The sequence below is a fragment of the Clostridium sp. Ade.TY genome, from assembly GCF_000498355.1.
GTDB lineage: Bacteria > Bacillota > Clostridia > Clostridiales > Clostridiaceae > Clostridium.
In genome coordinates this window covers 47080-73352 of the sequence record NZ_AVSV01000025.1, presented here as the reverse complement: position 1 = coordinate 73352, position 26273 = coordinate 47080, and the positions used below count along the sequence as shown (strand labels likewise).

31 protein-coding genes and 1 riboswitch are annotated in these 26273 nt (G+C 25.8%); of the genes, 21 read left to right on the top strand and 10 right to left on the bottom strand.

Features of this window, described 5'->3' with window-relative positions; all coding sequences use genetic code 11:
* The first annotated feature begins 214 nt into the window (after nucleotides 1–214).
* Nucleotides 215–529: a DUF1540 domain-containing protein gene (locus tag O212_RS0109285; protein WP_024614837.1), complete on the top strand. Its 315-nt coding sequence runs from the start codon at nucleotides 215–217 to the stop codon at nucleotides 527–529.
* A gap of 33 nt (nucleotides 530–562) precedes the next feature.
* On the opposite strand, the gene O212_RS0109280 is transcribed toward O212_RS0109285, so the two are convergent.
* Nucleotides 563–943 carry a DUF4363 family protein gene (locus O212_RS0109280; RefSeq protein WP_024614836.1) on the bottom strand — a complete coding sequence of 127 codons (381 nt, stop codon included), beginning with the start codon at nucleotides 941–943 and terminating at the stop codon, nucleotides 563–565.
* Nucleotides 944–1648, bottom strand: a complete 705-nt coding sequence (locus O212_RS0109275) for a DUF421 domain-containing protein (protein ID WP_024614835.1) — start codon at nucleotides 1646–1648, stop codon at nucleotides 944–946.
* Nucleotides 1649–1780: 132 nt separating this feature from the next.
* On the opposite strand from O212_RS0109275, the gene O212_RS0109270 reads away from it, so the two are divergent.
* Nucleotides 1781–3439, top strand: coding sequence for a nucleoside kinase (locus tag O212_RS0109270; RefSeq protein WP_024614834.1), 1659 nt, complete (start codon nucleotides 1781–1783; stop codon nucleotides 3437–3439).
* A 23-nt stretch (nucleotides 3440–3462) separates the two neighbouring features.
* On the opposite strand, the gene O212_RS0109265 is transcribed toward O212_RS0109270, so the two are convergent.
* Nucleotides 3463–3942 (bottom strand): DUF986 family protein, encoded by a 480-nt coding sequence (locus O212_RS0109265; protein WP_024614833.1) that lies wholly within the window; start codon nucleotides 3940–3942, stop codon nucleotides 3463–3465.
* A 75-nt stretch (nucleotides 3943–4017) separates the two neighbouring features.
* Nucleotides 4018–4503, bottom strand: coding sequence for a DUF986 family protein (locus tag O212_RS0109260; RefSeq protein ID WP_024614832.1), 486 nt, complete (start codon nucleotides 4501–4503; stop codon nucleotides 4018–4020).
* A 173-nt stretch (nucleotides 4504–4676) separates the two neighbouring features.
* Here O212_RS0109260 and O212_RS0109255 point away from each other — a divergent pair, with 173 nt between their 5' ends.
* Nucleotides 4677–5024, top strand: coding sequence for a hypothetical protein (locus tag O212_RS0109255; RefSeq protein WP_024614831.1), 348 nt, complete (start codon nucleotides 4677–4679; stop codon nucleotides 5022–5024).
* A gap of 59 nt (nucleotides 5025–5083) precedes the next feature.
* Here the strand turns inward: O212_RS0109255 and O212_RS0109250 are convergent, their stop codons facing one another.
* Nucleotides 5084–5566 (bottom strand): hypothetical protein, encoded by a 483-nt coding sequence (locus O212_RS0109250; RefSeq protein WP_024614830.1) that lies wholly within the window; start codon nucleotides 5564–5566, stop codon nucleotides 5084–5086.
* 224 nt (nucleotides 5567–5790) lie between these two features.
* On the opposite strand from O212_RS0109250, the gene sdaAB reads away from it, so the two are divergent.
* The 4 genes from sdaAB (at nucleotide 5791) to thiW (ending at nucleotide 8681) form a co-directional block, all read left to right on the top strand.
* Nucleotides 5791–6474: an L-serine ammonia-lyase, iron-sulfur-dependent subunit beta gene (gene sdaAB, locus O212_RS0109245; protein WP_024614829.1), complete on the top strand. Its 684-nt coding sequence runs from the start codon at nucleotides 5791–5793 to the stop codon at nucleotides 6472–6474.
* Complete coding sequence (sdaAA, locus tag O212_RS0109240) at nucleotides 6474–7352, top strand: L-serine ammonia-lyase, iron-sulfur-dependent, subunit alpha (RefSeq protein ID WP_024614828.1); 879 nt, start codon at nucleotides 6474–6476, stop codon at nucleotides 7350–7352. The genes sdaAB and sdaAA overlap by 1 nt, the downstream gene beginning before the upstream one ends.
* A gap of 68 nt (nucleotides 7353–7420) precedes the next feature.
* Nucleotides 7421–7999: a hypothetical protein gene (locus O212_RS0109235; RefSeq protein WP_024614827.1), complete on the top strand. Its 579-nt coding sequence runs from the start codon at nucleotides 7421–7423 to the stop codon at nucleotides 7997–7999.
* Nucleotides 8000–8111: riboswitch (TPP riboswitch) on the top strand.
* Nucleotides 8112–8177: 66 nt separating this feature from the next.
* Complete coding sequence (thiW, locus tag O212_RS0109230) at nucleotides 8178–8681, top strand: energy coupling factor transporter S component ThiW (RefSeq protein WP_024614826.1); 504 nt, start codon at nucleotides 8178–8180, stop codon at nucleotides 8679–8681.
* Nucleotides 8682–8708: 27 nt separating this feature from the next.
* On the opposite strand, the gene O212_RS0109225 is transcribed toward thiW, so the two are convergent.
* Nucleotides 8709–9329 (bottom strand): hypothetical protein, encoded by a 621-nt coding sequence (locus tag O212_RS0109225; RefSeq protein WP_024614825.1) that lies wholly within the window; start codon nucleotides 9327–9329, stop codon nucleotides 8709–8711.
* A 13-nt stretch (nucleotides 9330–9342) separates the two neighbouring features.
* A complete protein-coding gene (locus O212_RS0109220) occupies nucleotides 9343–9753 on the bottom strand; it encodes a hypothetical protein (protein ID WP_024614824.1) in 411 nt (136 codons plus the stop codon).
* A gap of 292 nt (nucleotides 9754–10045) precedes the next feature.
* Between O212_RS0109220 and O212_RS0109215 the strand changes: the two genes are divergently transcribed.
* The 5 genes from O212_RS0109215 (at nucleotide 10046) to O212_RS0109195 (ending at nucleotide 13978) form a co-directional block, all read left to right on the top strand.
* Nucleotides 10046–10552: a hypothetical protein gene (locus tag O212_RS0109215; RefSeq protein ID WP_024614823.1), complete on the top strand. Its 507-nt coding sequence runs from the start codon at nucleotides 10046–10048 to the stop codon at nucleotides 10550–10552.
* Nucleotides 10553–10584: 32 nt separating this feature from the next.
* Nucleotides 10585–11286, top strand: a complete 702-nt coding sequence (locus tag O212_RS0109210) for a response regulator transcription factor (RefSeq protein ID WP_024614822.1) — start codon at nucleotides 10585–10587, stop codon at nucleotides 11284–11286.
* A 102-nt stretch (nucleotides 11287–11388) separates the two neighbouring features.
* Nucleotides 11389–12309 carry an ATP-binding cassette domain-containing protein gene (locus O212_RS0109205; RefSeq protein WP_024614821.1) on the top strand — a complete coding sequence of 307 codons (921 nt, stop codon included), beginning with the start codon at nucleotides 11389–11391 and terminating at the stop codon, nucleotides 12307–12309.
* Complete coding sequence (locus O212_RS0109200) at nucleotides 12302–13039, top strand: ABC transporter permease (protein ID WP_024614820.1); 738 nt, start codon at nucleotides 12302–12304, stop codon at nucleotides 13037–13039. Before O212_RS0109205 ends, O212_RS0109200 begins: the two co-directional genes overlap by 8 nt.
* Nucleotides 13040–13084: 45 nt before the next feature.
* Nucleotides 13085–13978: a HAMP domain-containing sensor histidine kinase gene (locus tag O212_RS0109195; RefSeq protein ID WP_152524859.1), complete on the top strand. Its 894-nt coding sequence runs from the start codon at nucleotides 13085–13087 to the stop codon at nucleotides 13976–13978.
* A gap of 40 nt (nucleotides 13979–14018) precedes the next feature.
* Here O212_RS0109195 and O212_RS16025 read toward each other — a convergent pair whose 3' ends face one another.
* Nucleotides 14019–14372, bottom strand: coding sequence for an SdpI family protein (locus tag O212_RS16025; RefSeq protein WP_024614818.1), 354 nt, complete (start codon nucleotides 14370–14372; stop codon nucleotides 14019–14021).
* A gap of 183 nt (nucleotides 14373–14555) precedes the next feature.
* On the opposite strand from O212_RS16025, the gene recQ reads away from it, so the two are divergent.
* Nucleotides 14556–16334: a DNA helicase RecQ gene (gene recQ / locus O212_RS0109185; RefSeq protein ID WP_024614817.1), complete on the top strand. Its 1779-nt coding sequence runs from the start codon at nucleotides 14556–14558 to the stop codon at nucleotides 16332–16334.
* Nucleotides 16335–16369: 35 nt separating this feature from the next.
* On the opposite strand, the gene O212_RS0109180 is transcribed toward recQ, so the two are convergent.
* Nucleotides 16370–17533 carry a dicarboxylate/amino acid:cation symporter gene (locus O212_RS0109180; RefSeq protein ID WP_024614816.1) on the bottom strand — a complete coding sequence of 388 codons (1164 nt, stop codon included), beginning with the start codon at nucleotides 17531–17533 and terminating at the stop codon, nucleotides 16370–16372.
* Nucleotides 17534–18018: 485 nt separating this feature from the next.
* On the opposite strand from O212_RS0109180, the gene O212_RS0109170 reads away from it, so the two are divergent.
* The 6 genes from O212_RS0109170 (at nucleotide 18019) to O212_RS0109145 (ending at nucleotide 23888) form a co-directional block, all read left to right on the top strand.
* The gene (locus tag O212_RS0109170) at nucleotides 18019–19941 is read left to right on the top strand and encodes a PrkA family serine protein kinase (RefSeq protein ID WP_024614815.1); all 1923 of its coding nucleotides are present in this window, start codon (nucleotides 18019–18021) and stop codon (nucleotides 19939–19941) included.
* A 9-nt stretch (nucleotides 19942–19950) separates the two neighbouring features.
* Nucleotides 19951–21132 (top strand): sporulation protein YhbH, encoded by a 1182-nt coding sequence (gene yhbH / locus O212_RS0109165; protein WP_024614814.1) that lies wholly within the window; start codon nucleotides 19951–19953, stop codon nucleotides 21130–21132.
* A 6-nt stretch (nucleotides 21133–21138) separates the two neighbouring features.
* Nucleotides 21139–22527, top strand: coding sequence for a SpoVR family protein (locus O212_RS0109160; protein ID WP_024614813.1), 1389 nt, complete (start codon nucleotides 21139–21141; stop codon nucleotides 22525–22527).
* 41 nt (nucleotides 22528–22568) lie between these two features.
* On the top strand, nucleotides 22569–23108 hold the full coding sequence (locus tag O212_RS0109155; RefSeq protein ID WP_024614812.1) for a rubrerythrin family protein: 540 nt from the start codon (nucleotides 22569–22571) through the stop codon (nucleotides 23106–23108).
* 11 nt (nucleotides 23109–23119) lie between these two features.
* Nucleotides 23120–23353, top strand: coding sequence for a hypothetical protein (locus O212_RS0109150; protein ID WP_024614811.1), 234 nt, complete (start codon nucleotides 23120–23122; stop codon nucleotides 23351–23353).
* 139 nt (nucleotides 23354–23492) lie between these two features.
* A complete protein-coding gene (locus O212_RS0109145) occupies nucleotides 23493–23888 on the top strand; it encodes a hypothetical protein (protein WP_024614810.1) in 396 nt (131 codons plus the stop codon).
* Nucleotides 23889–23928: 40 nt separating this feature from the next.
* On the opposite strand, the gene pssA is transcribed toward O212_RS0109145, so the two are convergent.
* Nucleotides 23929–24459 carry a CDP-diacylglycerol--serine O-phosphatidyltransferase gene (gene pssA / locus O212_RS0109140; protein ID WP_024614809.1) on the bottom strand — a complete coding sequence of 177 codons (531 nt, stop codon included), beginning with the start codon at nucleotides 24457–24459 and terminating at the stop codon, nucleotides 23929–23931.
* Between the two features lie 206 nt (nucleotides 24460–24665).
* On the opposite strand from pssA, the gene O212_RS0109135 reads away from it, so the two are divergent.
* Nucleotides 24666–25547, top strand: coding sequence for a YegS/Rv2252/BmrU family lipid kinase (locus tag O212_RS0109135; protein WP_024614808.1), 882 nt, complete (start codon nucleotides 24666–24668; stop codon nucleotides 25545–25547).
* A gap of 57 nt (nucleotides 25548–25604) precedes the next feature.
* Nucleotides 25605–26246: a hypothetical protein gene (locus O212_RS0109130; RefSeq protein WP_024614807.1), complete on the top strand. Its 642-nt coding sequence runs from the start codon at nucleotides 25605–25607 to the stop codon at nucleotides 26244–26246.
* Nucleotides 26247–26273: the final 27 nt, after the last annotated feature.

The following is a 26273-nucleotide window of genomic DNA, read 5'->3' as shown; positions in this document are numbered from 1 at the left end:
ACCTCCGTAAAATAAAATTTTTCTAATTAAATAGCTTCCTTAAAAAATAATATGCTATGATTAAAAAAAATTATATGATTAAGTCACTAAAATAATGTAACAAAGTTACATAAAATAATCTAAAAGTATATTAAGTAATTTACTGAATTAGGGATTAAAATAAGAAAATTTGCAAATAATAACATAGTAAATAGAATAAAGGAGTGGTTTTATAATGGCTACATTAAGATGCGGAGTTAATGAATGTGCTCATAACAAAGAAAATTTTTGTTGTAATCAATCAATAAAAGTTGGTGGAGTTAATGCAAGTATAGCAGCACATACAGCATGTGAGAGTTTTGATGAAAAAGGAAATGAAATGAATAGTTTATTCTCTCAATCACCAAATCCTAGTATGGCAATTGGATGTAGTGCATCTAATTGTATACATAATGAAAATCAAAGATGTGTATCAAGCTATGTTGATATTTCATCAAGTGCATCAACTTATGGAAATACTACAGAGTGTTTATCATTTACTAAGAAATAATAAAAATCCTTCTACCAAATGGTAGAAGGATTTTTATAATATATTCTCTATAGTAACTTTTTGAAGATTCATCAATCTTTCTGCATTATACTTAATTAAATGGAGGCTTGCAAGAGAGCTACTAAGATCTTCAGATTTTATAAGAACTGTAAGTTTTACAGATTCATCTACTATAGAATCTATATCTAAATGATTTAGATATATAGTATATATAAAAGCGCTTGATTTTAATAAATCTAATAAATCAAGACTGTATGTATAAGCTGTTTCAAAATCTTTCTTATCAAGAGTTTCTTCTAATTTATTACTCTTATCGATTATATCAGCGCAAAGAGTTTGAATTTCTGAATTAGAAAAAAGAATAAAAGTAGTAACTATTAAAAATAAAACTAAAGAAAATATTATATTCTTCATTTAATTGCCTCCTGTTTTTGTATATTCATCAAATAGTTGATATTTAAATTTTCCTTCTGTATCATAAAGTGCAATTAAAATTTTCTTTATATCATGTAAATTATGCTTCTTAAGTTCTTTTTTAATCCATTCATCATCTTTATTAACCCTTGTTAATGGATTTTTATTAATTTTACCATCTGAGATTAATATTTTGGGAAGCTTAGGATTAATTTGTTTTGATTTATTATTAGAATTACTATTTTCAGTATTAGATTCACTGATAGTATTGGGCAATATTGATATATGTCCGTTTGTTTCTAATATTGCATATTGTATTTCTTCTAAATCAAAATATCCAAGAAGGCGAATTTCTTCCATAAGTTCATCAATATTAATTTGTTGACTTTTAAGAGCTGAGTACATAATTTTACTTTTATAAATAAGAATAGAAGGTTCACCTTCAATTAATCTTCTTGCAAATTGAAATTTAAGTTGAATTTGAGATAATAAACCTTTTAGAAGTAATAAGGTTATTATTGGAACTATACCCAATATAAGAGGAAGTCTGGCATCTTGCATTGGGATAGAAGCTAAGTCTGAAATCATTATTGTTATTACAAACTCATAAGGTTGAAGTTCGCCAATTTGACGTTTACCCATAAGCCTCATAGTGATTACGACTATAATATATAAAATAGTAGTTCTGAAAAAAACATTTAACATAAAACAAACACCTCATAAATAATATCTGTAAATTTTATTATTTTATACAAAATATAAATATAATAAGTTTCACCAGGGAATAAAAAGTAATATAATAATATTAAAAATATATAAGCTACAGGAGGGATATAAATGACAAAATTAAATATAATACTAGAAGATAAAAGCTCTGTATCCATAGATAAGGGATTAAGATTTAAAGATTTTATAGATGAATATTACAAGGAAGAATTAAAAGATATAGCACTATGTAAATTTAATAATGAGTATTATGAACTTATGAAAGAGATACCTTCTAGTGGCACATTAGAGAAGATTTATTTTAATACTGTAGAGGGAATGAATGTATATACAAGGACATTACAATTTATATTTATAAAGGCAGCATTAGATTTATTTAAAGATTCAAAAATAACAATAGAACATTCAATAAGCAAAGGTATATTTGGAGAAATTCATAAAGAAAAAGTTTTGTGTTATGACGATATTATAAAAATAAAAGAAAAAATGAAAGATATAATAGAAAAAGATGTTCCTATAAATAAAATAAAAGTATCAAGAAAAGAAGCTATAGATATTTTTAAAGGTTATAAAATGGAAGATAAGGTTAAACTTTTAGAAAGTGTTGATTTTGAAAATGTAAACTTATATGAATTACAAGGAAGATATGATTATTTTTATGGAGAAATGGCATATTCAACAGGTGTAATAAAGGCTTGGGACTTAATGTTTTATGAACCTGGATTTATACTTAGAAGACCTACGGAAGATGATTTAAATAGTCTTCCGCCATACAAGGAACAAAAAAGACTTTCTAGTGTATTTTATGAAACAGAAAAGTGGTTATCAATATTAGATGTTGGTGAAGTTGGAAGCTTAAATGAAAAAATAATAGATAATGGACTTAAAGATTTAATATTAGTGTCAGAGGCACTTCATGAAAAGAAGATAGCAGAAATAGCAGATAGAATATCAGAAAAAAATGGAGTGAAAATGGCACTTATTGCAGGTCCTTCATCTTCAGGTAAAACTACTTTCGCAAATAGACTTAGTATACAACTTAGAGTAAATGGCTTTATGCCAGTACCTCTTAGTATAGATGATTATTTTGTTAATAGAGAAGATAGTCCAAGAGATGAAAATGGGGATTATGATTTTGAATCAATATATTCAGTAGACCTTAAAACTTTAAATGAACATTTGGAAAGATTATTAAATGGTGAAGAGGTAGAGATACCAACATATAACTTTAAAAGAGGAAAGAGAGAGTGGTGTGGACATAAAGTTAAGTTGCCTCAAAATGGAATACTTGTTTTAGAAGGTATACACGCTTTAAATCCAGTATTAACTCAATCTATTGCTGATGAATATAAACACAAAATATATATTTCTGCATTAACTCAATTAAATTTAGATAATCATAATAGAATACCAACAACTGATGTAAGAAAAATAAGAAGAATAGTTAGAGATTTTCTATCAAGAGGATATGGTGGAGAAGAAACATTAATGATGTGGCCTTCAATAAAAAGTGGAGAAAAGAAAAATATATTTATATATCAAGAAGAAGCAAATGATATGTTTAACTCAACACTTGTTTATGAACTTGCAGTTTTAAAGCCATATGCTTTAAATGAACTTAAAAAAATAAAAAAGGAAAGTAGTGTATATAATGAAGCAAAAAGACTTATATCATTATTAAATTTCTTTAAAGAAGTTCCAATAGATAAAGTTCCTGAAAATTCAATATTACGTGAATTTATTGGAGGTAGTTGTTTTTATAAATATTAAAAAAGAGGCTAAAAAGCCTCTTTTTATTTTGAAATTTTTACTCTAAATTTTTTAAATGATGCTTCTGCAAGATCTTTATTGCTTTTATTAACCTTAAAGTTAAAGTTAGATCTATTTGTATAGATAATAAATTTAAATTTATCTTTAACTTTAATTATTTGAACTTGTTTTATTATTTTGTAGTCAAAAAATTGACCTAAATAGCAAACACCATCTTGGCAAAATACAAATTTTAAAGAAAGGTAAATTTGATAAATTATAAAGAGTATAGGTATTAAAATATATAACCAAATACTAGCGTTTTCAGCAGTATCTTTAAAAGCAACAAATGATGAAATACCTAAAAATATTACTACTATAACATTAAATATTGCCATATTTGAAAATACTCCAATAGTTATATATGGACCCTTTTTCTTATGATTCCTTTCAAGTAAAATGCTTCTTACCATAAAAAATATAATAGCTAAAATTAATAAAATTTCGATTAGTAAGTTATTCACTAAAATCTCTCCTCCCTAGATGACCATAGTCATATAATACCAAAAATCTAAAAGAATTTCTTTAAAGATTAAGTATTATTCATATATTTTTACATGAACACGGCTTTCTCTAAGAAGTTTAGCTAAAGGTTCTATTTTTTTAGTTCCAATTCTAAAGTTTAATGAATCGTTTTGTAATTCTATTAAAACAATATTTCCAAACTTTCTTTTAGCAATGCTAACTTTTTTTATTTTCTTAAAATCAGAATATTGTCCCATACAAATTAATCCATGATTAAAAATAACAAGTCTTGAAGCTTGAATTGCTTGGAATACAAATAAAATTAAAATTATAAGTACAAAAATATAATTTAGGGAAAATATATTTATATTATTTGCAAAAATATAAGCTACTGGAATAATTATTAATCCTATATTAATTAAGGCAACTCCAGAAAAAATAAAAAATTGTGTTTTTTTAGATGTTTTGCTACAAATGTGTTCAATATATATAGCCTTACCTATTAAGAATATTAAAGTAAGAACTATAACTATGTCTAAGATAATTGAAAAAAATTTCATAAAAATCCTCCTTAAAATCTGTGTACATTAAATTGTATAAAGAAAAAAAGATTAGGGTATGAACAAAATGTTAAATATCAATAAAAGAATAATTTTAAAAAAAAGACAAAAACTTGTTAATTTGATATAAATGTAGTTAAATTATTATAGAAAAAGTAAAAGAGGTGTAATTGATGGAAAATAAAGAAGCTAAAGAATACATAAAAACAATATCAAAATCATCAGCATATTTTATATTTAGAAATGGACCAGTAAAAAAACTTTATGAAGAAGGAAAGTTAACTGATGAAGAAATAAAAGAAATGCAAGAATATCTTCAAAACCATTTAGCTTATCTTTATAATGTGTTATTAGAAGAAAATAATATACAAAAATTTGATTTAATAACATCAACAATGAGTAAGTTTTTTGTAAATGATAATTCTACTGTAGAACTAAATGATGATGGATTTGACAATTTCTTTAATAGTTTATTTAATCCAGAAAGTAACAAAAAAGCTGGAATAAGCTTAAAGAAATAACTTCAAATGTAACACAAAGGAGGTCTTATATTTAAGTATAAGACCTCCTTTATATTCTGTTAAGCTTTTTCTACTTTTACTTTTTTATATTTTAATACTTCATAAAAATCATCAAATGATTCTTTTTTTAGAGAAAAATTAAAAGCTGTTTTTTCAAATTGTAATTTTATTAAATAACTATCTTTTGATTTTTCTTTATATGTAACTAAATTTATAGAATTATAAGGAACATTATAATACATATAATAAAGTGAACCATGTGTAAGTAATACTTTAGAATTTATAAGTATATTTAATATTAAAAGCAATATTATTATAGATGATAATACCTTTTCAAGTATTGAACTTTGATCAACACATATCATATAAATACAAACTATTATAGCAAGTATAATTATGTAAATAGTTGAGGATAAATTATAGTTTTTTAGTACTACAAAAGGACCTTCTTTTTTTAGTGTATTTCTTTTAAAATAATTCTTTAAAATTGCGAATGAATATATAATTATAAAAGCTAACTCTATAATTACAAATAAATTCATAAGAATTCACCCCTTAAATTTAAATTGCATTAACAGTAAGTTAAATATAACATCATTGTATGAACATTAAATTAACAGCTTTTGAAATAAAATTAAATGACTTAATTTATAGTATTGATAAAAGTAATAGTAATAGATTAAACTATAATTAAATAATAGTATTAGATTAAATAATAGAAAATATTTTAATTCATAAAATTTATTCAGAGGATAAGGTGGTAAAGATGAACAATGTAGGTGTTTTTGATATTTTAGGACCAATAATGATAGGTCCATCAAGTTCTCATACAGCTGGTGCTGCAAGACTTGGTAAGGTTGCAAGAGCAGTAGCTGGAGATGATGTTGTAAAGGTTGTATTTTACCTTCATGGATCATTTGCAAAAACATATAAAGGTCATGGAACTGATAGAGCTTTAGTTGCAGGAATACTTGGAATGGAACCAAGTGATAAAAGGCTTAGAGATTCTTTAAATATTGCAAGAGAAAAAGGATTAGAATTTTTATTTGCAGAAGTTGATTTAGGAGATGTTCATCCAAATACAGTTAAATTTGATATGGTAACTAAATCAGGAGAAAGAAGAGAAGTTGTTGGTTCATCAATTGGTGGTGGAAGTATAAAGATAAGTGAAGTAAATGGAAATAAAGTTGAATTTACTGGCGATTATCCAACATTAATAATAGCACAAAAAGATGTTCCAGGAGTTGTATCTAAAGTAACAACACTTCTTTATGGAGAAGGAATAAATATTGCCTTTATGAGTGTATTTAGAAAACAAAAGGGACATGGAGCTAATATGGTTTTTGAATTAGATCATGGAATAGATGAAGAAACAATAAAGAAAATAAAGGAAATAGAACATATAAGTAGAGTTATTATGGTAAATCCTGTTAAGGAAGGTGAAGAATAATGCAAGCAAGAAGTGGAGAAGAACTTTTACAAATATGTGAAGAGAGAAATATTTCATTAGCAGAATATGCTATAGAAATTGAAATGGAAAAATCAGGAGATTCAAGAGAGGCTGTTATAGAAAGAATGAGAAAAACTATAAAAGTTATGATTGACTCTGCTACAGAAGGAATGGAAAAAGAAGTCTATTCAGTAAGTGGACTTATTGGAGGAGACGGATATAAAATACATGAATATTTAAAATCAAATGAAACTTTAACAGGAACAACAACGGTGCTAGCAATGGCAATGGCATTATCATCATCAGAAGTTAATGCATCAATGGGAAGAATAGTTGCATGTCCAACAGCAGGTTCATGCGGAATACTTCCAGCGGTTATATTAGCAGCTGGTGGAAAGTTAAATAAAACAGAAGATGAACTAATTATGGGACTATTTGCTTCAGCAGCTATAGGAACTATTATAGCTATGAATGCAACAGTATCTGGGGCTGAAGGCGGATGTCAAGCTGAATGTGGTTCAGCAGCTGCAATGGCATCAGCGGCTACAGTATATATGATGGGTGGAACTACAAAGCAAAGCTTAGATGCAGCAGCTATAGTGCTTAAAAATATATTAGGTCTTGTATGTGATCCAGTTGCAGGGCTTGTTGAAATTCCTTGTGCAAAAAGAAATGCAGCAGGAGCCGTTAGTGCTCTTTGTACAGCAGATTTAGTTATGGCTGGAGTAGAATCAAAAATTCCTTTTGATGATACAGTTTCAGCTATGTACAAAGTAGGAAGACAATTACCACCATCATTAAGAGAAACTGCAATGGGAGGAGTAGCTATAACAAAAACAGGACTTGAACTTAAAAAGAAAGTTTTTGGTGAAGACTAAATATATAGTAATAAGATTATTCATTTAGAATAGTATAATAATTGAAAGCACTATTTAAGGAGTTTAATTTGAATTACGATGAAATGAATGATTTTGATGGGTTTATGAAGCAATTTTCATCATTATTTGAAAATAGTTTTAATAATAAAAATAATTCAAATTGCAATAGTAATGAAAGTTCTAATAATAGTGCAAGTTCAGAGCCACATGAGCAGTGCAGGGATATTCCAGGAGGCTTTCAAGACTTACATCCCCAAATGTTTGTACTTATTGGTGATATAATTGGGCAAGTAATGTCAGGAAACATGCCATTTAATGTTCAAAACTCTATAGGAAACTGGTTTGAATTAATAGGTCAAGTTATTTTAACATATAGTGCACAGCAACAATATTTTCAAAATGGACCTGGAAGATATTATAATAGAAAATATAAAAATGTAGGAAATCCTTTTTGTGAACAAAATCCAACACCAGATAATGCAAATGATGGAACTCCAAGTACAATAAAGACAACAGGATTTAATACTACAACTAATAAAAATGTAAATTATGAAGAAGAAATAAAAAAATTAAAGTCTAATATAAATAATCTTGTTTGTGAAATAGAATTATTAAAAAGAGAATTACAAGATTTAAGAAAAAAATAAATAGAAAGCTAGGGGAGCTATTGTGCATAGCTGAGATTGAAATTTAAAATTTCTAAACCCTTATTACCTGATATGGTTAGTACCAGCGTAGGGATTGCTTATTTATAAATATATTTAATAAATGGAGTATAGCCTATTTAATGGTTATACTCCATTTATATTTAGGGGGATTTTTATAATGAATAAAGAGAAAAATTTAACTTACAAATTAGTATTAAGTGGATTACTTATTGGGATATCTGTACTTTTTGGAACATTTTCAATACCCATATTTGGAGCAAAAATTTCTCCAATTCAACATTTTGTAAATGTTATTTCAGGTATAACTTTAGGACCTTGGTTTGCGCTTTTAAATGCATTTTCTGCATCACTTATTAGAAATATATTAGGAACTGGAAGTTTATTAGCTTTTCCAGGAAGTATGGTTGGTGCAGTATTTGCAGGGTTATTTTACATAAGATTTAAAAATATGTTTGCAGCAGTTATTGGGGAATTTATAGGTACTGGTATCATAGGGGCTATGCTTGCATATCCAGTAGCATCTCTTTTACTTGGAAAGGAAGCATCATTATTTATATATATAATACCATTTTCATCAAGCTGTTTAGTTGGTGCAATTTTAGCATATGTTTTTCTAAAAGTTTCATCAATTAATAAAATATTAGTTATTAAAAAAGATTAAATTTAAATACATTTTATTTTTTTGATTTTAATTAAATTCAAGAAAATAAATAGTTGTATTATTGTTTATTTTAAAGTTTTTATTTAATTTAAAGCCAAAGCTTTTATATAGACTAATCATTTGCATTGTTTCTGTTTCAACTAATATTTTAATATTTTTATCAAGGGATTCTTTTACTACAAATTCTAGCATAGCTTTTAAAAATTCATCTTTATAAGGTTTAGATTTATCATAAGCTATGCTAGATAAAAATAAATATTTATCCAAAGAACTTAAAAATTCTTTTACTTTAACTAATATATCTTTACTATCAAGTAACTTATTTGAAATATCAATAATACTAACTTTAGATGAAATTTCAAAAAGACTAGGTAAGGAATCAAAAATAATATTTAAATTTGAATTTTCTTTGTTTTTAAAATTAACTAAAGAAAATGTACCTTCTAAATCAATTGATGTTACGTAAGTAACTCCAATATCTTTATAAAGTTCTAAAAGTCTATTAAAAAATATCTGTAATATTTCATATTGAGTATCATCACTATCTATAAAATATTTAATTAATGGCGAATCTAAAAATTCACTGGCAATAAGTTTTGATAAAGGTTCTATCATAGAACTATTACTAACAATAAATTTATTATCCATAAAAACTCCTATATTATTTAACTTCTATTATTGATGATTTTAATATTATATCTTCAGTATTTGATTCTGGTATTAATGCTATTCCTTTTACAGCAATTGTGGAACCAATATTTAAATAAGTTAAATCTTGATCTTCTTGAAGATTAACTTTTATATTTTTATAAGCTCCTTTAAGTAACAATTCTTTATTTTCAGCATAGATATTAGTAATTTCTCCAGTAATCTCAACAACTTTATCGTTGTACTTAGAATAATTATATGTTTTTAAATTGGAATTAAGTTCTATAGCGTTAACATAGATTGTATTTTCGGTATTAGAATTTTTAACTAACTCATTAGATTTATTAGTTGAGTTAAAAATAAAATAAGTTCCAATTAATATAAAAAATAATAAGAAAAATATAATAATAGATTTTTTCTTCATAAAATAATCTCCTTAAACTATTTAGCTTTATTGGTATTATTTACATAAATATCTAAGAAATATTCAATATAATATTTAAAATATTAATTCTTACATAAATGAAAGTTTATTGTAATGAACATAAATATGAGAAATTTAATATTTAGTTTAAAATAAAATTAGGGAGAAGTTATAAGTAATGAAGAAAATAAAAACTATAGTTATATTATAAATTATATAATATTAATAATTTTGAAAATTCCTTTATATAATTATACAAATGACTACTAAGTAATAATAAAGGAGTATTAAGATGAAAAAAATTATAATAAATATATCTTTATTAATAATTTTATTTATAATACCATCTTTGCCTTATAAAAAAGCAGCAGATTATACATGCTTTGATGGAAATGGAGTTAATTTAATAGTTCAATATAATTTAAATAAGGAAGAACCATTAGTTATAAAAGGTTCTTCATATATAAAAGCATATGCTAGTGTAAATAATTTAAATGACATAAAATATTCAGAAGTAAATGTAATTGGAAATACTCCTTATAAAGAGTTATCTACATTTAATTTAGGAAAACCTAAATATGTGGATTTTTTGGTTAAAGGTAATTTTGTTGATGATATAAATAATATTGAAACTTTGACATTAAAAGTATATGAATGGTATCCTATTGGAAAATATATAAAAATTATGGATACTGTATTATGGCATAGGTATAATTTAAGTTTAATATTTAATTATTTGGTAGTTATAATTATAATTGTTATAATTTATAATATAAGAAAAGTCTTTTTTAGCAATTAACATTAACAATACTACGAAGGAAGAGGGATAAAATGAAGAAATTAGGGGAAGAAAGAATTTTAGTAATTGAAGATGATCAAGATATAAATGGATTAATATACAGCATTTTAACTAAAGAGGGTTATAATGTTACTCAAGCTTTTTCAGGTAGTGAAGGTAGAATGTGTGTAGAACTTTATGAATATGATGCTGTTCTTATTGATTTAATGTTGCCTGGAATGAGTGGGGAAGAAATAATTAAAAAAATAAGAGAAGAAAAATTTATGCCTATAATAGTTATATCTGCAAAAACATCACAAACAGATAAAGTTAATGCATTAAAAATAGGGGCAGATGATTTTATATCAAAACCATTTAATATAGAAGAATTACTTGCAAGACTTGAGGCACAACTTAGAAGATATAAAAAATTTCCACAAGAAAAATCTGAAGAAGAAAGTATTTTAGTATATAAGGAAATTCAATTAGATAAAGAAAAGTTAGAAGTTAAAGTTAAAGGTGAAGTAGTTCCGTTAACAGCAAAAGAATTATCAATATTAAAGTTACTAATAGAAAACCCTAAAAGAGTTTTTACAAAGGCAAACCTTTTTGAATCTGTATGGAATGAAGAATTTTTAGGTGATGATAATACTATAAACGTACATATAAGCAATATAAGATCTAAAATAAATAAAATAGATAAAGATAATGAATATATAAAAACAATATGGGGAATAGGATTTAAATTACAATAAAATAATGATATATTTAAGACTTTCTTAATGTTTAATTTAAGATATCTTTCATAAAATATTTTAAACTCTATATATAAGCATTTATAAGAAGGTGAAAAAAATTTGAGAGAAAATATAGTTATTACAAGAAATGTAACTAAAAAATATAGTAATAAATTTGCAGTAGATAATGTTAATATGACTATAAAAGAAGGCGATATTTACGGACTTGTAGGAAAAAATGGAGCAGGGAAAACTACTATAATTAAAATGATAACATCATTAACAGATCAAACTTCTGGTGAAATAGAGTTATTTGGAAAGGTAACTAAGAATGAAAGAATAAAAGAACATTCAAGAATTGGAGCAATAATAGAAACTCCAATGTTCTTCCCTAAAATGACAGCAAAAGATAATTTGGAATATTATAGAATACAAAAAGGGATTGTAGAAAAAGAATCAGTTGAAAGAGCATTGAAAATTGTAGGGCTTGATCAAACGGGAAATAAAAGGTTTAGGGATTTTTCACTTGGTATGAAGCAAAGATTAGGGTTAGCACTTGCTATACTTGGAAGCCCAGATTTTTTAATATTAGATGAACCGATAAACGGATTGGACCCAATGGGAATAAAAGAAATTAGAGAGATTTTATTAGAGCTTAACATAGTAAAAAGAACTACTATTTTAATTTCAAGTCATATATTAAGTGAACTGTCTCAACTTGCAACATGTTATGGGTTTATAGACAATGGAGTTCTTATTGAAGAATTATCTGCTGAAAAGTTAGAAGAGAAGTGTAGACATCATATATCAATAAAAGTAGACAACTCTGAAAAAGCAACGGTAGTATTAGAGAAGTTAGGATGTACATCATATGATGTATTAAATGGTAATAATTTAAGGGTATATGATTTTATAAATGAACCTTATATAGTTAATTCAGAATTAGTAAAAGCTGGAGTTAAGGTATTTGAACTACAAAGAATTGGAAGTAATTTAGAAGATTACTTTATACAATTAATTGGAGGTGAAGATAATGCTTAACTTAGTAAAAGCTGAACTTTATAAATACAGCAGAAAATCATTTGCATATAAGTTACTTGCTGTACTTATAGGACTTATAATTTTAATGCCAATAGCAATAAATTCATTTAATCCTCCAGGAATAACAAGAGAAGTATTAATATCAAATTTTGGATTTACATTTAACTTTATACTTATATTAGTAATGGTATTTGCTGTTGTATTTTTAGATGATTATAGAGAAGGGACTTATAAAAATCTTATAGTATCAAATTTATCTAGAACAGAAATATATTTAGGTAAATTTATAGCTCAAATTATATTAGCATTTATAATAATGTTTATTTGTTTAATAGCAGTAACTATAGCATTAATGTTTATACAATCTGATGGAAATTCCTTAGTTTTATTAAGCAATGTTATAACAAGATTTTTATGTTCAATTCCTATATATATAGCTGGAATTTCAATTGCGAATTTATTAGCAATAACTATAAAGAGAGGACTAATTTACATAGTATATTATTTAGTAATTACTAATATGAAAGGTTTAGTATGGATTTTATCAATTTTTATATGGAAAAAATTTAACTGTATTAATAATATATTACTTACTACATTATTATCAAATGTTGGGTCAATAAATACAAGCAAATTAACTTTAGTATTTTCCATTTTAGGTGGAACAATATATACTATAATATTTGTTTTAATTGGTATAATTATATTTAATAAACAAGAAATAAAGTAAAATTATAATATAGATTTTAGGTGATTTAATGTGCAAGGAATATTCATGTTTTTTTTATTAGTAATAATATTAGTTTTAATTATAATACTAACTTTACTAGTAAAAAATATAAAGGCACTTAGGTTTGATGTTAAAAAATTAAATAATAGAAACACAAATGAACTACTTAAGGTTAAATATCCAAGTTTAGAACTTGAAAAATTGATAGTAGAAATAAATAAAAATATAATTTTAAGAAAAGAAACAGAAGAAAAGTATAGATGTATGGATTTAGAGCTTAGGCAAGCTATAGCAAATATATCTCATGACTTAAGGACACCATTAACTTCAATTATTGGATATGTTCAATTACTTAAAGATGACAATGTTGATAAACAACTAAAAGAAGAGTATTTAAATATAATAGAAAAAAGATCAATAGTACTTAAAAATCTTATATCAAGTTTTTATGATTTATCAAGACTTCAGGCAAATGAGTATGATTTAGATATAGAAAAAGTTAATTTAAATAATATATTATGTGAAATAATAGCAGCTTTTTATGAGGAAATATCAAGTAAAGGAATAGAGCCTAATATAAATATAGATGAAAACTTATGTAAAGTATATGGAGATGTAAAAGCTATAAATAGAATTTTCACTAATTTAATTCAAAATATATTAAAATATGCAAAAGATAGTGTAAGTATATCATTAGAAAAAGAAGGAGATTATATCATAACTAAGTTTTCTAATAGTACAAGTGAAATAGAAGAAATAGATGTAGATAGAATTTTCGAAAGATTTTTTACTGTTGATAGAATGAGGACAGGACAAAACACTGGGCTTGGTCTTGCAATAACTAAAATTTTAGTTGAGAAACAAGGTCATAAAATATGGGCAGAAAAAGATGAAAAACTGGGAGTGCTTTCTATAATAATAAAATGGAAAATAATTTAAATATAAAAGTGGCGAAATTTTTCGCCACTTTTAGTTTATTTTAATTTATTTTTTTATCAAAATTCAATTTTAATTCTTCTTCAACAATACCTAATGATATGAATATAGAAAATAATGTTCCGAATAAACCTATCATTGATATTAAATCATCTGTAAGATTTAATGTTGATTTAATTATACCAATAAGAATAATTGAAATAATACCAAGTATAACCCATATCTTTCCTAATTGAGTATTAGCAAATCGCCAAGCTTCTTTAGATTTCATAGAACGTTTTGTTCTAAAACCGTAATGCTCATTTATATCACTTGGTGGATTAATAGCAAATAATACTCCGAAAATTATCATTGCAACTGGTAATAAAAAATCAACAAAATGACTTAATGGGTTCATAAAATCTCCTCCTTTTAAATGTGAGAAATATTTTAATTTATATATATATTATACCATGTAAATGTTATCATTTGACTATTTTTATTAACTATAATTGTAAAATTAATATTACATTTTAGTGGAATTTATTAAAGTAAGATGGTATAACTAATTATATGAAATATATGAGGAGGATAGACTAAAATGAATAATATAGATAGAGTTTATCATGCTTTATATAAGTTCTATGGATATAAAACATTTAGAGAAGGTCAACTCGAAATAATAAATACTATATTAAATAAAAAAGATGTTTTTTGTCTTATGCCAACTGGTGGTGGTAAATCTATATGTTATCAGATTCCAGCAATATTATTTGATGGAATTACTATAGTAATATCTCCTTTAATTTCACTTATGAAAGATCAAGTGGATAGTTTAAAAGAAATAGGTATAAATGGAGTTTATATAAATAGCACATTAAATAACAATGAAATAAAAGAAATACTTAAAGATTGTTCATTAGGTATTTATAAGCTTATATACATATCCCCTGAAAGGTTGGAATCAAATTATTTTAAAAATATGATAAAAAATTTAAATATAGCACAAGTTGCAATTGATGAAGCTCATTGTGTTTCAGAGTGGGGACATGATTTTAGAAAAAGTTATAGATATATAAATAAGTTCTGTAATGATTTAAAAAGTAATCCAGTTATTTCTGCTTTTACAGCTACAGCTACAGATGAGGTTAGAAAAGATTCAATAGATCTTTTAGGACTTAAAAATCCATATATATATTTAGGAGATATAAATAGAAGTAACTTAAATATACATGTACTTAAAGAAGTTTATAAGGAAGAAGAACTTAAAGATATAATAAAGTCTCATGAAAATGAATCAGGAATAGTATATTGCAATTCAAGAAAAGAAGTAGAAATTATATATAAAAATCTTAAAGATTTAGGTTATAGCGTTTTAAAATATCATGCTGGAATGTCAGATGAATTAAAAGATAAATCACAAGAAGATTTTTTATATGAGAGAAAATTAGTAATGATTGCAACAAATGCTTTTGGAATGGGAATAGATAAGTCTAATATAAGATATATTGTACATGTAACATTACCAAAAAATTTGGAAAGTTATTACCAAGAAATAGGCAGAGGGGGGAGAGATGGAGAGGAATGTGACTGCTATTTATTTTATTCAAGAGATGATATAAGAAGAGTTGAATTTTTAATAAATAAAAGTAGTGGAATAGGTAGACGTGAAATAGCACTTAGAAAACTTCAATCTATAGTTAATTATGCAGAAAGTGAAGGTTGTTACAGAGAATTTATATTAAAATATTTTGATAATAAGTATATAACTAATTTTTGTAATAATTGTACAAATTGTATAAACAGTGATGAAATTCAAGACTTTACAAGAGAAAGTCAAATTATTTTATCAACTGTATTTAGAACTAGAGAAAGATTTGGTATATCTGTTTTAATTGATATATTAAGAGGAATAAAAGGCCCTAAAATAATACAAAATAAATTAGATAATATTACAACCTTTGGCATTATGAGAGAGTATAGCAATAAATTTATAAGAGAGATAATAAAAGGTCTAATACAATGTGGATATGTAAATTTAAAGCCAGGGACATATTCTATGTTAATATTAAATAATAAATCTATAAAAGTATTAAAGTCAGAAGAAAAAGTTCTTATGAAAATTGAAAAAGACTATGAAGAAATAATAAATAAAGAACTTTATAATGCTTTAAAATCATGGAGAAGAATTAAAGCAGTAAAAGAAAATATTAGACCTTATATAATATTTTCAGATTCAACACTTATAGAAATTTCAAATAAAAAACCAGAAAACAAAGAAGGTCTTATGAATATTCGTGGAATGGGTGAAAAGAAACTTTTAAAGTATGGAGAAGAAATAATAAGTTTAATAAAAAATATGAATTTAAAAAAACAATAACTGTATAAGAATTTTCTTATACAGTTATTTATTTTTTATAGATTTTTCTTTTTAGCTATACCTGTAAGCATAAGAGCAATTGCCCCGTCTCCTGTAACATTACAAGCAGTTCCAAAACTATCTTGAAGTGCAAATATAGTTAAAATAAGAGCAGTACCAGCTTCATCGAAAGCTAATATACTTATAATTAATCCAAGTGATGCCATAACAGTACCTCCTGGAACACCTGGTGCACCTATTGCAAAAATTCCAAGCAAGAATATAAATAATATCATTGTTGAAAGGCTAGGAAGCTTACCATAAAGTATTTGTGAAACTGTCATTAAGAAGAAAACTTCAGTAAGAACAGAACCACATAAATGGATATTAGAACAAAGTGGTATTGCAAAATCAACTATATCTTCTCTAAGAGATTTGGATTTTCTAGCACATTCTAAAGCAACAGGTAATGTAGCAGCACTAGACATAGTACCTACAGCTGTAAGATATGCTGGTCCATAATATTTAACAACTTCCCATGGATTTTCTTTTGATATAATTCCACCTATTATATATAAAACAGAAAGCCAAATAAAATGTCCTATTAGAACTATTATAATTACTATAAAAAATATTGGTAACTGAGTTTTTATTCCTCCCTCATATGTTAAAGCAGCAAAGTTTGTTGCTATAAAAAATGGAAGTATTGGAATAATTACTTTGTTTACAATACTTAATATTATATTTTGAAATTGATCTAATAGTTTTTCAAATAAATCTGATTTTGTCCAACCAGTAGCAAGTCCTAAAAGTAATGCTAGAGCTAATGCACTCATAACACTCATTATAGGTGGTATATCTAGTTTGAATAGTAGTTCAGGAAGTTTTTTCAAACCAGATGTATTTGATGCAATTGAAAGCTTTGGAATTAAATTATATCCAGCTATCATAGATAAAAATGCTGCAAAAACAGATGAAAGATAAGCTATAAGTACGGTATACATAACAAGCTTTCCAGCATTTTCTCTAAGTTTTGCTATGGATGGAGTAATGAATCCCAAAATTATTAATGGAACTGAGAAAAATATAATCTGACCTAGTATATATTTGATAGTTACTACTACACCTATTACTGAAGTAGAAGCAATATTACCAATTATAATACCAATTACAACTCCTAAAAGAAGCTTAAAAATTAAATTATTAAATAATTTCTTCAAAAGAAGTCCCCCTTTTTATTAATTTATTTATAAGCATAAAAAAACTCCTGCCTCTAAATACAGAGGCAGAAGTAATAGCTTCCACGGTTCCACTCTGTTTATATGTAACAAGATACATATAACTCAAAATTTTAAGTACAAAAATACTATAACGCTATAACGTGCGTTCACGCTTTAATCTACTTTTGATAAAATTCGACTAAAGAACTCATAGAGGCACTTTAAAATGGAAAATTACCTTAAAGTCTATCTCAGCTAAAAAGACTATTCTCTGTATAAGTTAAATAAACCACACTTTTCTAATCAAAGTTTTTAACATTATTTAATTATATTTAAAATAATAAAATACAATTAAATTATAAAGGAAAATTTTGAGAATGTAAATATAGTTTATATTATTAAATTTTATAAAATCTAAATATTTTTTTGTCATAGATTATATTACCTAATGAATATATTTTAACAAAAGGGGGGAGGAACAATATATGGATTTTAAACAATTTATTCAAAATGATAGAGAAAGCAGAGAAAAGGAAAAGTTTAATGGTACATTTCTTGACTATTTAGAAATAGTTAAAAAAGATCCAACTATTGCAAAATTAGCTCATAATAGACTTTATGATACTATTTTAAGAGATGGTGTAGAGGTTTTAAAAGGCGAAGATAACTATAAAGTAAAAAGAATTTATGGAAATGAAGTAATAAGAAAATATGGATTCTTTAAAGATGATTTTTTCGGAATTGATAAAATTTTAATGAAACTTGTTAACTATTTTCATTCAGCTGCAATGAGAGGAGAAGAAGCAAGGCAGGTTCTTTATTTAGTAGGTCCTGTTGGAGCTGGTAAATCATCATTAGTAGAATCATTAAAGAAAGCTCTTGAAAGTTGTGATCCTATTTATAGTATAAAAGGATGTCCAATGCATGAGGAGCCTCTTCATTTAATTCCTAAACATTTAAGACCTGAGTTTGAAGAACTTTTAGGAGTTAAAATTGAAGGTGATCTTTGTCCTGTGTGTAAGTATAGACTTATGCATGAATATGGAGGAAGATATGAAGATATTCCAGTGGAAAGAAAAACTTTTTCAATAAGATCAAGAAAAGGAATTGGAGTAGTGCCACCAGTTGATCCTAATAACCAAGATACATCAATTCTTACAGGTTCAATTGATATTTCAAAAATGGATATGTATCCAGAAGATGATCCAAGAATATTTTCATTAAATGGAGCATTTAATGTTGGTAATAGAGGAATGGTTGAATTTATAGAAGTATTTAAAAATGATGTTGAATATCTTCATACAATAATTACTGCAACTCAAGAAAAATCAGTACCTTCACCTGGTAAAGGTTCAATGATTTATTTTGATGGAGTAATTGTTGCTCATTCTAATGAAGCTGAATGGAATAAATTTAAAGCTGACCATACAAATGAAGCTATATTAGATAGAATAGTAAAAATAGAAGTTCCTTATTGTTTAGAACTTGATGAAGAAGTTAAGATTTATAAAAAGATTTTAGGAAAGAGTAGTTTTGATGCTCATATAGCTCCTCATACAATTGAAATAGCTGCTATGTTTGCAATACTTTCAAGACTTATGGGATCAAATAAAGTAGATCCTATAACTAAACTTAAAATATATAATGGTGAAGAAATAGTTGAAAAAGGCTCAACAAAGAGAATAGATATAGGAGAGCTTAGAGAAGAAGCTGGACCTTACGAAGGAATGAAAGGAATTTCAACAAGATTTATTATTAAGGCTATAGACAATGCTCTTTCTAATTCAGAGCATAATTGTATAAATCCACTTAGTATAATGGAAAGTATAATTAAATCAGTTAAAGAAATGGATATCGGAGCTGATGATAAAAAGAGATATTTAGGATTTATACAAGATACAATTAGAAAAGAATACAATAAAATTTTAGAAAAGGAAATTACAAAAGCATTTATCCATTCATTTAGAGAACAAGCTGAAAGTTTATTTAATAATTATATAGATAATGCAGAAGCATTTGTAAATAAGAGCAAAATAAAAGACTCATCAACTGGAGAAGAACTAAATCCAGATGAAGAATTTATGAGAAGTATAGAAGAACAAATAGGAGTATCTGAATCATCAGCTAAAGGATTTAGAGCTGATGTAACATCATATATGTTCTATCTAGTTAGAAATGGTGGAAAGATGGAATACACATCTTATGAACCAATTAAAGAAGCAATAGAAAAGAAACTTATGGCATCAGTTAAAGATCTTTCAAGAATAATAACTAAATCAAGGGTAAGAGATAAAGAGCAAACTGAAAAATATAATGCTATGGTAGAAGAAATGCAAAGAAATGGTTACTGTCTACATTGCTGTGATGTAATCTTAAAGTATGCTGCTAATAATCTATGGAAAGATTAAATAAGTATTATGGCTATATTTAGAGATAATACAATAAATCCTGTAGATCATGATAGATCTATTGAAGATAGAAGAAGACATAGGCAATTAGTAGAAAAATCCATTAAGGAAAATTTAGGTGATATTTTATCTGAAGAAAGCATTATTGGAGAAAGTAAAAATAAAAAATTTAAAATTCCTATAAGGGGAATTAAAGAATATCAGTTTGTTTATGGTAAAAATTCAAAAGGTGTTGCAACTGGTACTGGAGAAGAAAAGCGTGGAGATAAAATAGGTCAAGGAAAACCAGGACAAGGTCAAGGAAATAAAGGGGCTGGTAACTCAGAAGGTGATGATATTTATGAAACAGAAGTAACATTAGATGAGTTATTAGATTATATAGCAGAAGAATTAGATCTTCCTAATTTAGATAAGAAAAAGTATTCCGAAATAATTAGTGAAAGTGCAGGAAGAAGAAGTGGATATCAAAGATATGGAATAAGACCTAGACTTGCAAAAAAGAAAACTGTAATGTCTAAAATAGCTAGAAAGCAAGGAAAAAAGAGAGCACTTATGGAATTAAGTGATAGCAATAAATCTGTAGATGTAGGAAGGTTTCCTTTTAGGGAAGAAGATTTAAGATATTATAGAGTTAAACAAAAACCGAAAAGAGAAAGTAATGCTGTTATGGTATTTATAATGGATGTATCTGGTTCTATGGATAGTACAAAAAAATATCTTGCAAGATCATTTTTCTTTGTGTTATCTAAATTTTTAAGAAAGAAATATAATAACTTAGCATTTGAGTTTATATCTCATACAACAGTAGCTAAAAGAGTCAATGAATATGAGTTTTTCCATAAAGCAGAATCAGGTGGAACTTATATATCAAGTGGACTTAATTTAGCATTAGATATTATAAAAGAGGAATATCCTAAGGAGATGTGGAACATTTATCCTGTTTATGCAAGTGATGGTGATAACTGGACTGAAGATAATGAAAAAGCCATGGTAGCAGTAAAAGAACTTTGTGGTATTAGTAATATGTTTGGATATGCAGAGCTCTTACCGTCAACTTATTCAACAACTATGTATTATAGATTTAATAAAGAAATAAAAGAAGATAATTTTGCCACAGTTATTGTAAAAGAAAAGAAGGATTTATGGGAAGCACTTAAACAAATGCTAAGTAAGGAGATGGGGGAGGAGTAGATTTTCTTGGAATATAATTTAAAAGATTTAGAGATATGGAATGAGAAAATAGAAAAAGAAGCTAAAGCTTTAGGACTTAACTACTATCCTCAAGAGTTTGAAGTAATAGGTTTTAATGAAATGATAGGATATGAGGCATACGTTGGTATGCCTTCTAAATATCCTCATTGGAGTTATGGAAAGTCTTATGAAAAAAATAAGACTTTATATTCATTAAATCTTACTGGATTACCTTATGAAATGGTAATAAATTCAAACCCTTGTCTTGCTTATCTTATGAAGGATAATACTTTATTGCTTCAAATATTAACTATGGCTCATGTTTATGGACATAATGATTTCTTTAAAAATAATAGATTATTTAAAGAAGGTACAAATGCTGACAGAGCTCTTGAAATGTTTAAGTTAGATGCAGAAGTAGTAAGAGGATATATAAATAACCCTAATATAGGTTATGAAAAGGTTGAAAAAATACTAGATGCAGCTCATGCTGTAAGATATAGTATTAAAAGATCTATAGGAGTAAAGGAGTTAAGTGATAGTGAAATAAAAGATAGAAGAATTAATGATTATAAAGAGAAAATAGTAAATAGAGATTTTCTTGATATGGATACAAAAATAGAAGAACCTGAAGTAGATAAAATTCCTTTAGAGCCAAGAGATGATGTTGTTGGTTTCATAATTGAATATGGAAAGCTTGAAGATTGGGAAAAAAATGTTCTAAGAATAGTTAAAAGAGAAACTGAATATTTTCTTCCACAAATAGAAACTAAGACTATGAATGAGGGTTGGGCATGCTTTTGTCATTACAATATATTAAAAAATTTAGGATTATCAGAAGATTTATATTTAGAATTTTTGAAAAGACATAATGATGTAGTATCTCCAATACCTGGTGGTTTAAATCCTTATTATGTAGGGTTTAAAATATTTATGGATCTAGAAAAAAGATATGGAAGAGAAAAAATATTTGAAGTTAGAGCTCTTGAAAGAGATGCTTCATTTATAAGGAGATATCTTACAAAAGAGTTATGTGAAGAACTTAATCTTTTCCAATATGGAAGGAGAAGTTTTGACTTTGTAGTAGAAGAAGTTTCAGATGATGTTGGATGGGAAAGTATTAGGGATAATTTAGCATTTTCATCTGGTATAGGAAGTATACCTCATATTAGAGTTATAGATTTAAATAAGAGAGATTATACTTTAACATTAGAGCATGTTTTTGATGGACGAGAATTAGAATTATCTTATGCTAAAGAAACATTAAGATATTTAGGAAAGCTTTGGGGTTATAGAGTAAGACTTAACACTAAAGATAGAAATGGTGAGAAGTTTACTCTTATATGCGAAGGTGGCAAGGTAGCAATATCAGAAGGTAACAAATTTAAAAGATAGGAATAAAATAAATAGAAATTAATATTACTTAGGAGTATAAGGTGAAATTAAAAGGAAGTAAAACGGAAAAGAATCTTTATAAAACTTTTTCAGGAGAGTCAAGGGCACGAGGCAAATATAATTTGTATGCAGAGAAAGCTAGAGAAGAAGGATATAGATGGGTTGCTGAAATATTTGATGAAACAGCAGGAAATGAATATGCTCATTCAAGAGAGGTTTTTAAAAAATATTTAAGTAAAATAGGTTCTACAGAAGATAATTTAGTAGATTCAGCTTATTTTGAAAATCAAGAGAGTGAAAATATTTATAAAGAATTTGAAAAGGTTGCAGAAGAAGAAGGATTTGAAGAAATTGCAAAATTTTATAAAGAGCTTAGAGAAGTAGAAGAAAAACATAAGGAAAGATTTTTGGTTCTTTGTGAAAAAATAAGAACTGGTAAGATGTTTAAGTCAGATGAAGTAACTTATTGGCAATGTATGAATTGTGGTTATATACATGAAGGAACTGAAGCGCCAGCTGTTTGTCCATTATGCAAATATGAAAGATCATACTTTAAACCTTATTGCAAAATAAGTAAATAGGAGGAGTCTTTATGTATTGTAGATATCCAGATGGAAATGAATTCTTTTTTAAAGTTGATATATTAAATGATGAATTAGAAGAATTTGTTGAAGTAGAATTTGATTATAGAAATAAAGAGTGCTCAAAATGCCAAAAAAATATTAGTTGTGAAAAGGCAATGAATAATAAGGAGTTACAAGATGATTTTTTAAGATGGATAAATACAGATGTAGAATTTGCAGATGAAATTACTTCAAATAAGTAATTTATGGGCTGTTTTTTAGCAGCCCTATTTTTATGCTTTTTAGTAAAATTAAGTTATAAAAATCAGTATTAAAATAATGGAATAAAATATTTTTAAGAAAATAATATAAAAATATAGAACTATTTTGAAGGAGTACTTTATGCCAAAGAAAGCAATGGATGTACAATATGAAGAGCTTAGAAGATTATCAGATTTATTAAAGTCTTATGTTGATTCATATAGGTTATTAGTTGCTGGTGCGGCAGAGCTTAATAATATATATGGAAGAAAAGATAAGGAAGTAAAAAATGCAATTTGTAGAGTTGATGCAGTTGGGGAAAAAATAGATGAAATAATGGATGTTATAGAAAAACATCAACATAATTATTTGAAGTATAGCAAAATAAAAAATGATGTAGTATTTGATAGCTACACAAATGGAAAAGCAAAAAATGGAATGAAGAGTGTAATACAGACAGAAATAGATACAGAGTTAAATTTATTTAATGATTCAACACATCCTCATCCAATAAGGGATGAAGATGAAAGTGAATAAAAAATATCTCAGATACTAAAAATATCTGAGATATAAAATGTTATAATTTCTTAAGTTTTAATGTACTCACCATTAAATAAGATCCTAAAATCATAAGTATTACTGGTATAAATATGTTTATGTTTTCTATTTTGATATAAAATGATATAATTGCGAATAATGCCATAACACAACCTACGATTGTAATAGGAATTCCAGTAAATACACCATCAAATGTAGATGCATTGTATCTAGCTAATCTAAATGCACCACAAATTGGGAATGCTAAAAGTATAGCATAACCTATTATTCCAAATGGTCCTAAATCTTTAAAATTAAATAAAGTATAGATTAAAATAGAAGGAGCAACTCCAAATGATACAAGGTCTGCTAGTGAGTCTAATTCTTTTCCAAGTTCACTTGATACATTTAAATATCTAGCAACTCTTCCGTCATACCTATCTACTAATCCTGCAAGCAACACTAATATTGATGCTTGAACGTACTTTCCTTCAAATGTTGAAAGTAGAGAAAGAACTCCACATGACAAATTTATGAATGTAAATACGTTAGGAATACAACTTTTTTTCATATAACCACTCCTAAAAATCATAAATAACTTACAGTTAGTAATTATAGCATACAAATTACTGAAATATAAGGAAAAAATAAATCTTAAGAAAAATTTTAGATAGACTTTATAAATAATTATTAATTAATATTTCCGTTAAATTAAGTAGACAATATTTTCTAAGAAATGTATAATATTAGTTAACTTTGACTAAAGGAGGAATAATAATGAAAAGAGTACGTTTCATTTATAATCCTTACTCTGGAGAGAATGCAATAATAAATGAACTAGATAATATAATAAAAATATACCAAGAATATAATCATACAATAATTCCTTATAGAATAGAACGAGGAAGAGATATAAGTGAAGCTTTGGATTGTATTGATAATAGTTATGCACATATACTTATAGCTGGTGGGGATGGAACTGTAGATTCAGTTTTAAATGCCATGATGAAAAAAGGTGTTAATATACCGATAGCTATTCTTCCAGTTGGTACTGCAAATGATTTTGGAAAATTTATTGATATGCCTCAAGTTGTAAAAGAAGCATGTAATAGAATACTTACATCAATACCACAAAATGTTGACATAGGAAAAATTAATGATAAATACTTTATAAATGTTGCAAGTACTGGGCTTTTTACAGATGTATCTCAAAAAACTGATGTTCATCTTAAAAATGCAATCGGAAAGCTTGCTTATTATATAAAAGGAATTGAGGAATTACCTAATTTTAGAAAATTAAATGTAACGTTAAAATCAAAAGAAGTTAATTATAATGGAGAGATGTATTTATTATTAGTTTTTAATGGTAGAACTGCTGGAAATCTTAATTTAGCAACTAAAGCTGATATACAAGATGGAAAACTTGATTTAATTTTATTTAAAGCTGTTCCTGTTATAGAATTACTACCTCTTTTCTTAAAAGTTTTAAGAGGAGATCATTTAGAATCAGATAAAGTAATTCACTTTAAGACAGATGAAGTAATAATAGAATGTGATGAAGATATAGTAACTGATATAGATGGAGAAAAAGGACCAGATTTTCCGCTTAACGTTAAGTGCATAAAGGGTGGAATACAAGTTTTAGGTTTAAAGGAATAAAATAAAATAATATTTAATAAGTATAAGTAACATAGTTTTAAATTAGGAGTGTTTAATATGATAAGTATTATATATTACGTAGAACTTTTACTTATACTTTTTTTATTTTTAGGTATAATAAAAAAATTTAACAGAAAATTACCTATAAAGATAAAGGTATTTTTTATAATTGGTATGATGGGAATATTTTTAAGAAATTTAGCTATATTACTTATGTGTATAATAAAAAATTCTTCTATAGCATATAGTTTGAAAGGATTATTATATTTGGATTATTTAATAATACCATTAATTATAATAGGTATATATTATGTTTATTTTAGAATTGAAAAATTTTCATTTAATAAAATATATTTATTTAGTATTATATTTATAGCATTATATGTAATATTTAATAAATATTCTAAAGGTAAGATTATATTAAATAATACTTTTGGATATACATTAAAATTATATAATAATATATATATAAATCTAGTATTTATAATAATTTTAATTTTACTTTTAATTTTAGGAACATTATTTTTAAATAAAAAAAATGTTTTAAAGAGTAATTTAATTGAGTTAATGATAATAGTATCATTAATATGTATAGATATTATAACAATAATGATAGGAATAAATCCTATTCCATACTCTATATTTGGAGAAGCATTAATTTTAATAAGCTTAAATAGTTGTATTAAAACATTTAAATAATGTAGAAATATTATAAAAATGGTTGCC

Coding starts and splice junctions, on each gene's coding strand:
- O212_RS0109285 (WP_024614837.1), top strand. CDS start 215: ATGGCTACATTAAGATGCGGAGTTAATGAATGTGCTCATAACAAAGAA.
- O212_RS0109280 (WP_024614836.1), bottom strand. CDS start 943: ATGAAGAATATAATATTTTCTTTAGTTTTATTTTTAATAGTTACTACT.
- O212_RS0109275 (WP_024614835.1), bottom strand. CDS start 1,648: ATGTTAAATGTTTTTTTCAGAACTACTATTTTATATATTATAGTCGTA.
- O212_RS0109270 (WP_024614834.1), top strand. CDS start 1,781: ATGACAAAATTAAATATAATACTAGAAGATAAAAGCTCTGTATCCATA.
- O212_RS0109260 (WP_024614832.1), bottom strand. CDS start 4,503: ATGAAATTTTTTTCAATTATCTTAGACATAGTTATAGTTCTTACTTTA.
- O212_RS0109255 (WP_024614831.1), top strand. CDS start 4,677: ATGGAAAATAAAGAAGCTAAAGAATACATAAAAACAATATCAAAATCA.
- O212_RS0109250 (WP_024614830.1), bottom strand. CDS start 5,566: ATGAATTTATTTGTAATTATAGAGTTAGCTTTTATAATTATATATTCA.
- sdaAB (WP_024614829.1), top strand. CDS start 5,791: ATGAACAATGTAGGTGTTTTTGATATTTTAGGACCAATAATGATAGGT.
- sdaAA (WP_024614828.1), top strand. CDS start 6,474: ATGCAAGCAAGAAGTGGAGAAGAACTTTTACAAATATGTGAAGAGAGA.
- thiW (WP_024614826.1), top strand. CDS start 8,178: ATGAATAAAGAGAAAAATTTAACTTACAAATTAGTATTAAGTGGATTA.
- O212_RS0109225 (WP_024614825.1), bottom strand. CDS start 9,329: ATGGATAATAAATTTATTGTTAGTAATAGTTCTATGATAGAACCTTTA.
- O212_RS0109220 (WP_024614824.1), bottom strand. CDS start 9,753: ATGAAGAAAAAATCTATTATTATATTTTTCTTATTATTTTTTATATTA.
- O212_RS0109215 (WP_024614823.1), top strand. CDS start 10,046: ATGAAAAAAATTATAATAAATATATCTTTATTAATAATTTTATTTATA.
- O212_RS0109210 (WP_024614822.1), top strand. CDS start 10,585: ATGAAGAAATTAGGGGAAGAAAGAATTTTAGTAATTGAAGATGATCAA.
- O212_RS0109200 (WP_024614820.1), top strand. CDS start 12,302: ATGCTTAACTTAGTAAAAGCTGAACTTTATAAATACAGCAGAAAATCA.
- O212_RS0109195 (WP_152524859.1), top strand. CDS start 13,085: ATGTTTTTTTTATTAGTAATAATATTAGTTTTAATTATAATACTAACT.
- O212_RS16025 (WP_024614818.1), bottom strand. CDS start 14,372: ATGAACCCATTAAGTCATTTTGTTGATTTTTTATTACCAGTTGCAATG.
- recQ (WP_024614817.1), top strand. CDS start 14,556: ATGAATAATATAGATAGAGTTTATCATGCTTTATATAAGTTCTATGGA.
- O212_RS0109170 (WP_024614815.1), top strand. CDS start 18,019: ATGGATTTTAAACAATTTATTCAAAATGATAGAGAAAGCAGAGAAAAG.
- yhbH (WP_024614814.1), top strand. CDS start 19,951: ATGGCTATATTTAGAGATAATACAATAAATCCTGTAGATCATGATAGA.
- O212_RS0109150 (WP_024614811.1), top strand. CDS start 23,120: ATGTATTGTAGATATCCAGATGGAAATGAATTCTTTTTTAAAGTTGAT.
- O212_RS0109145 (WP_024614810.1), top strand. CDS start 23,493: ATGCCAAAGAAAGCAATGGATGTACAATATGAAGAGCTTAGAAGATTA.
- pssA (WP_024614809.1), bottom strand. CDS start 24,459: ATGAAAAAAAGTTGTATTCCTAACGTATTTACATTCATAAATTTGTCA.
- O212_RS0109135 (WP_024614808.1), top strand. CDS start 24,666: ATGAAAAGAGTACGTTTCATTTATAATCCTTACTCTGGAGAGAATGCA.
- O212_RS0109130 (WP_024614807.1), top strand. CDS start 25,605: ATGATAAGTATTATATATTACGTAGAACTTTTACTTATACTTTTTTTA.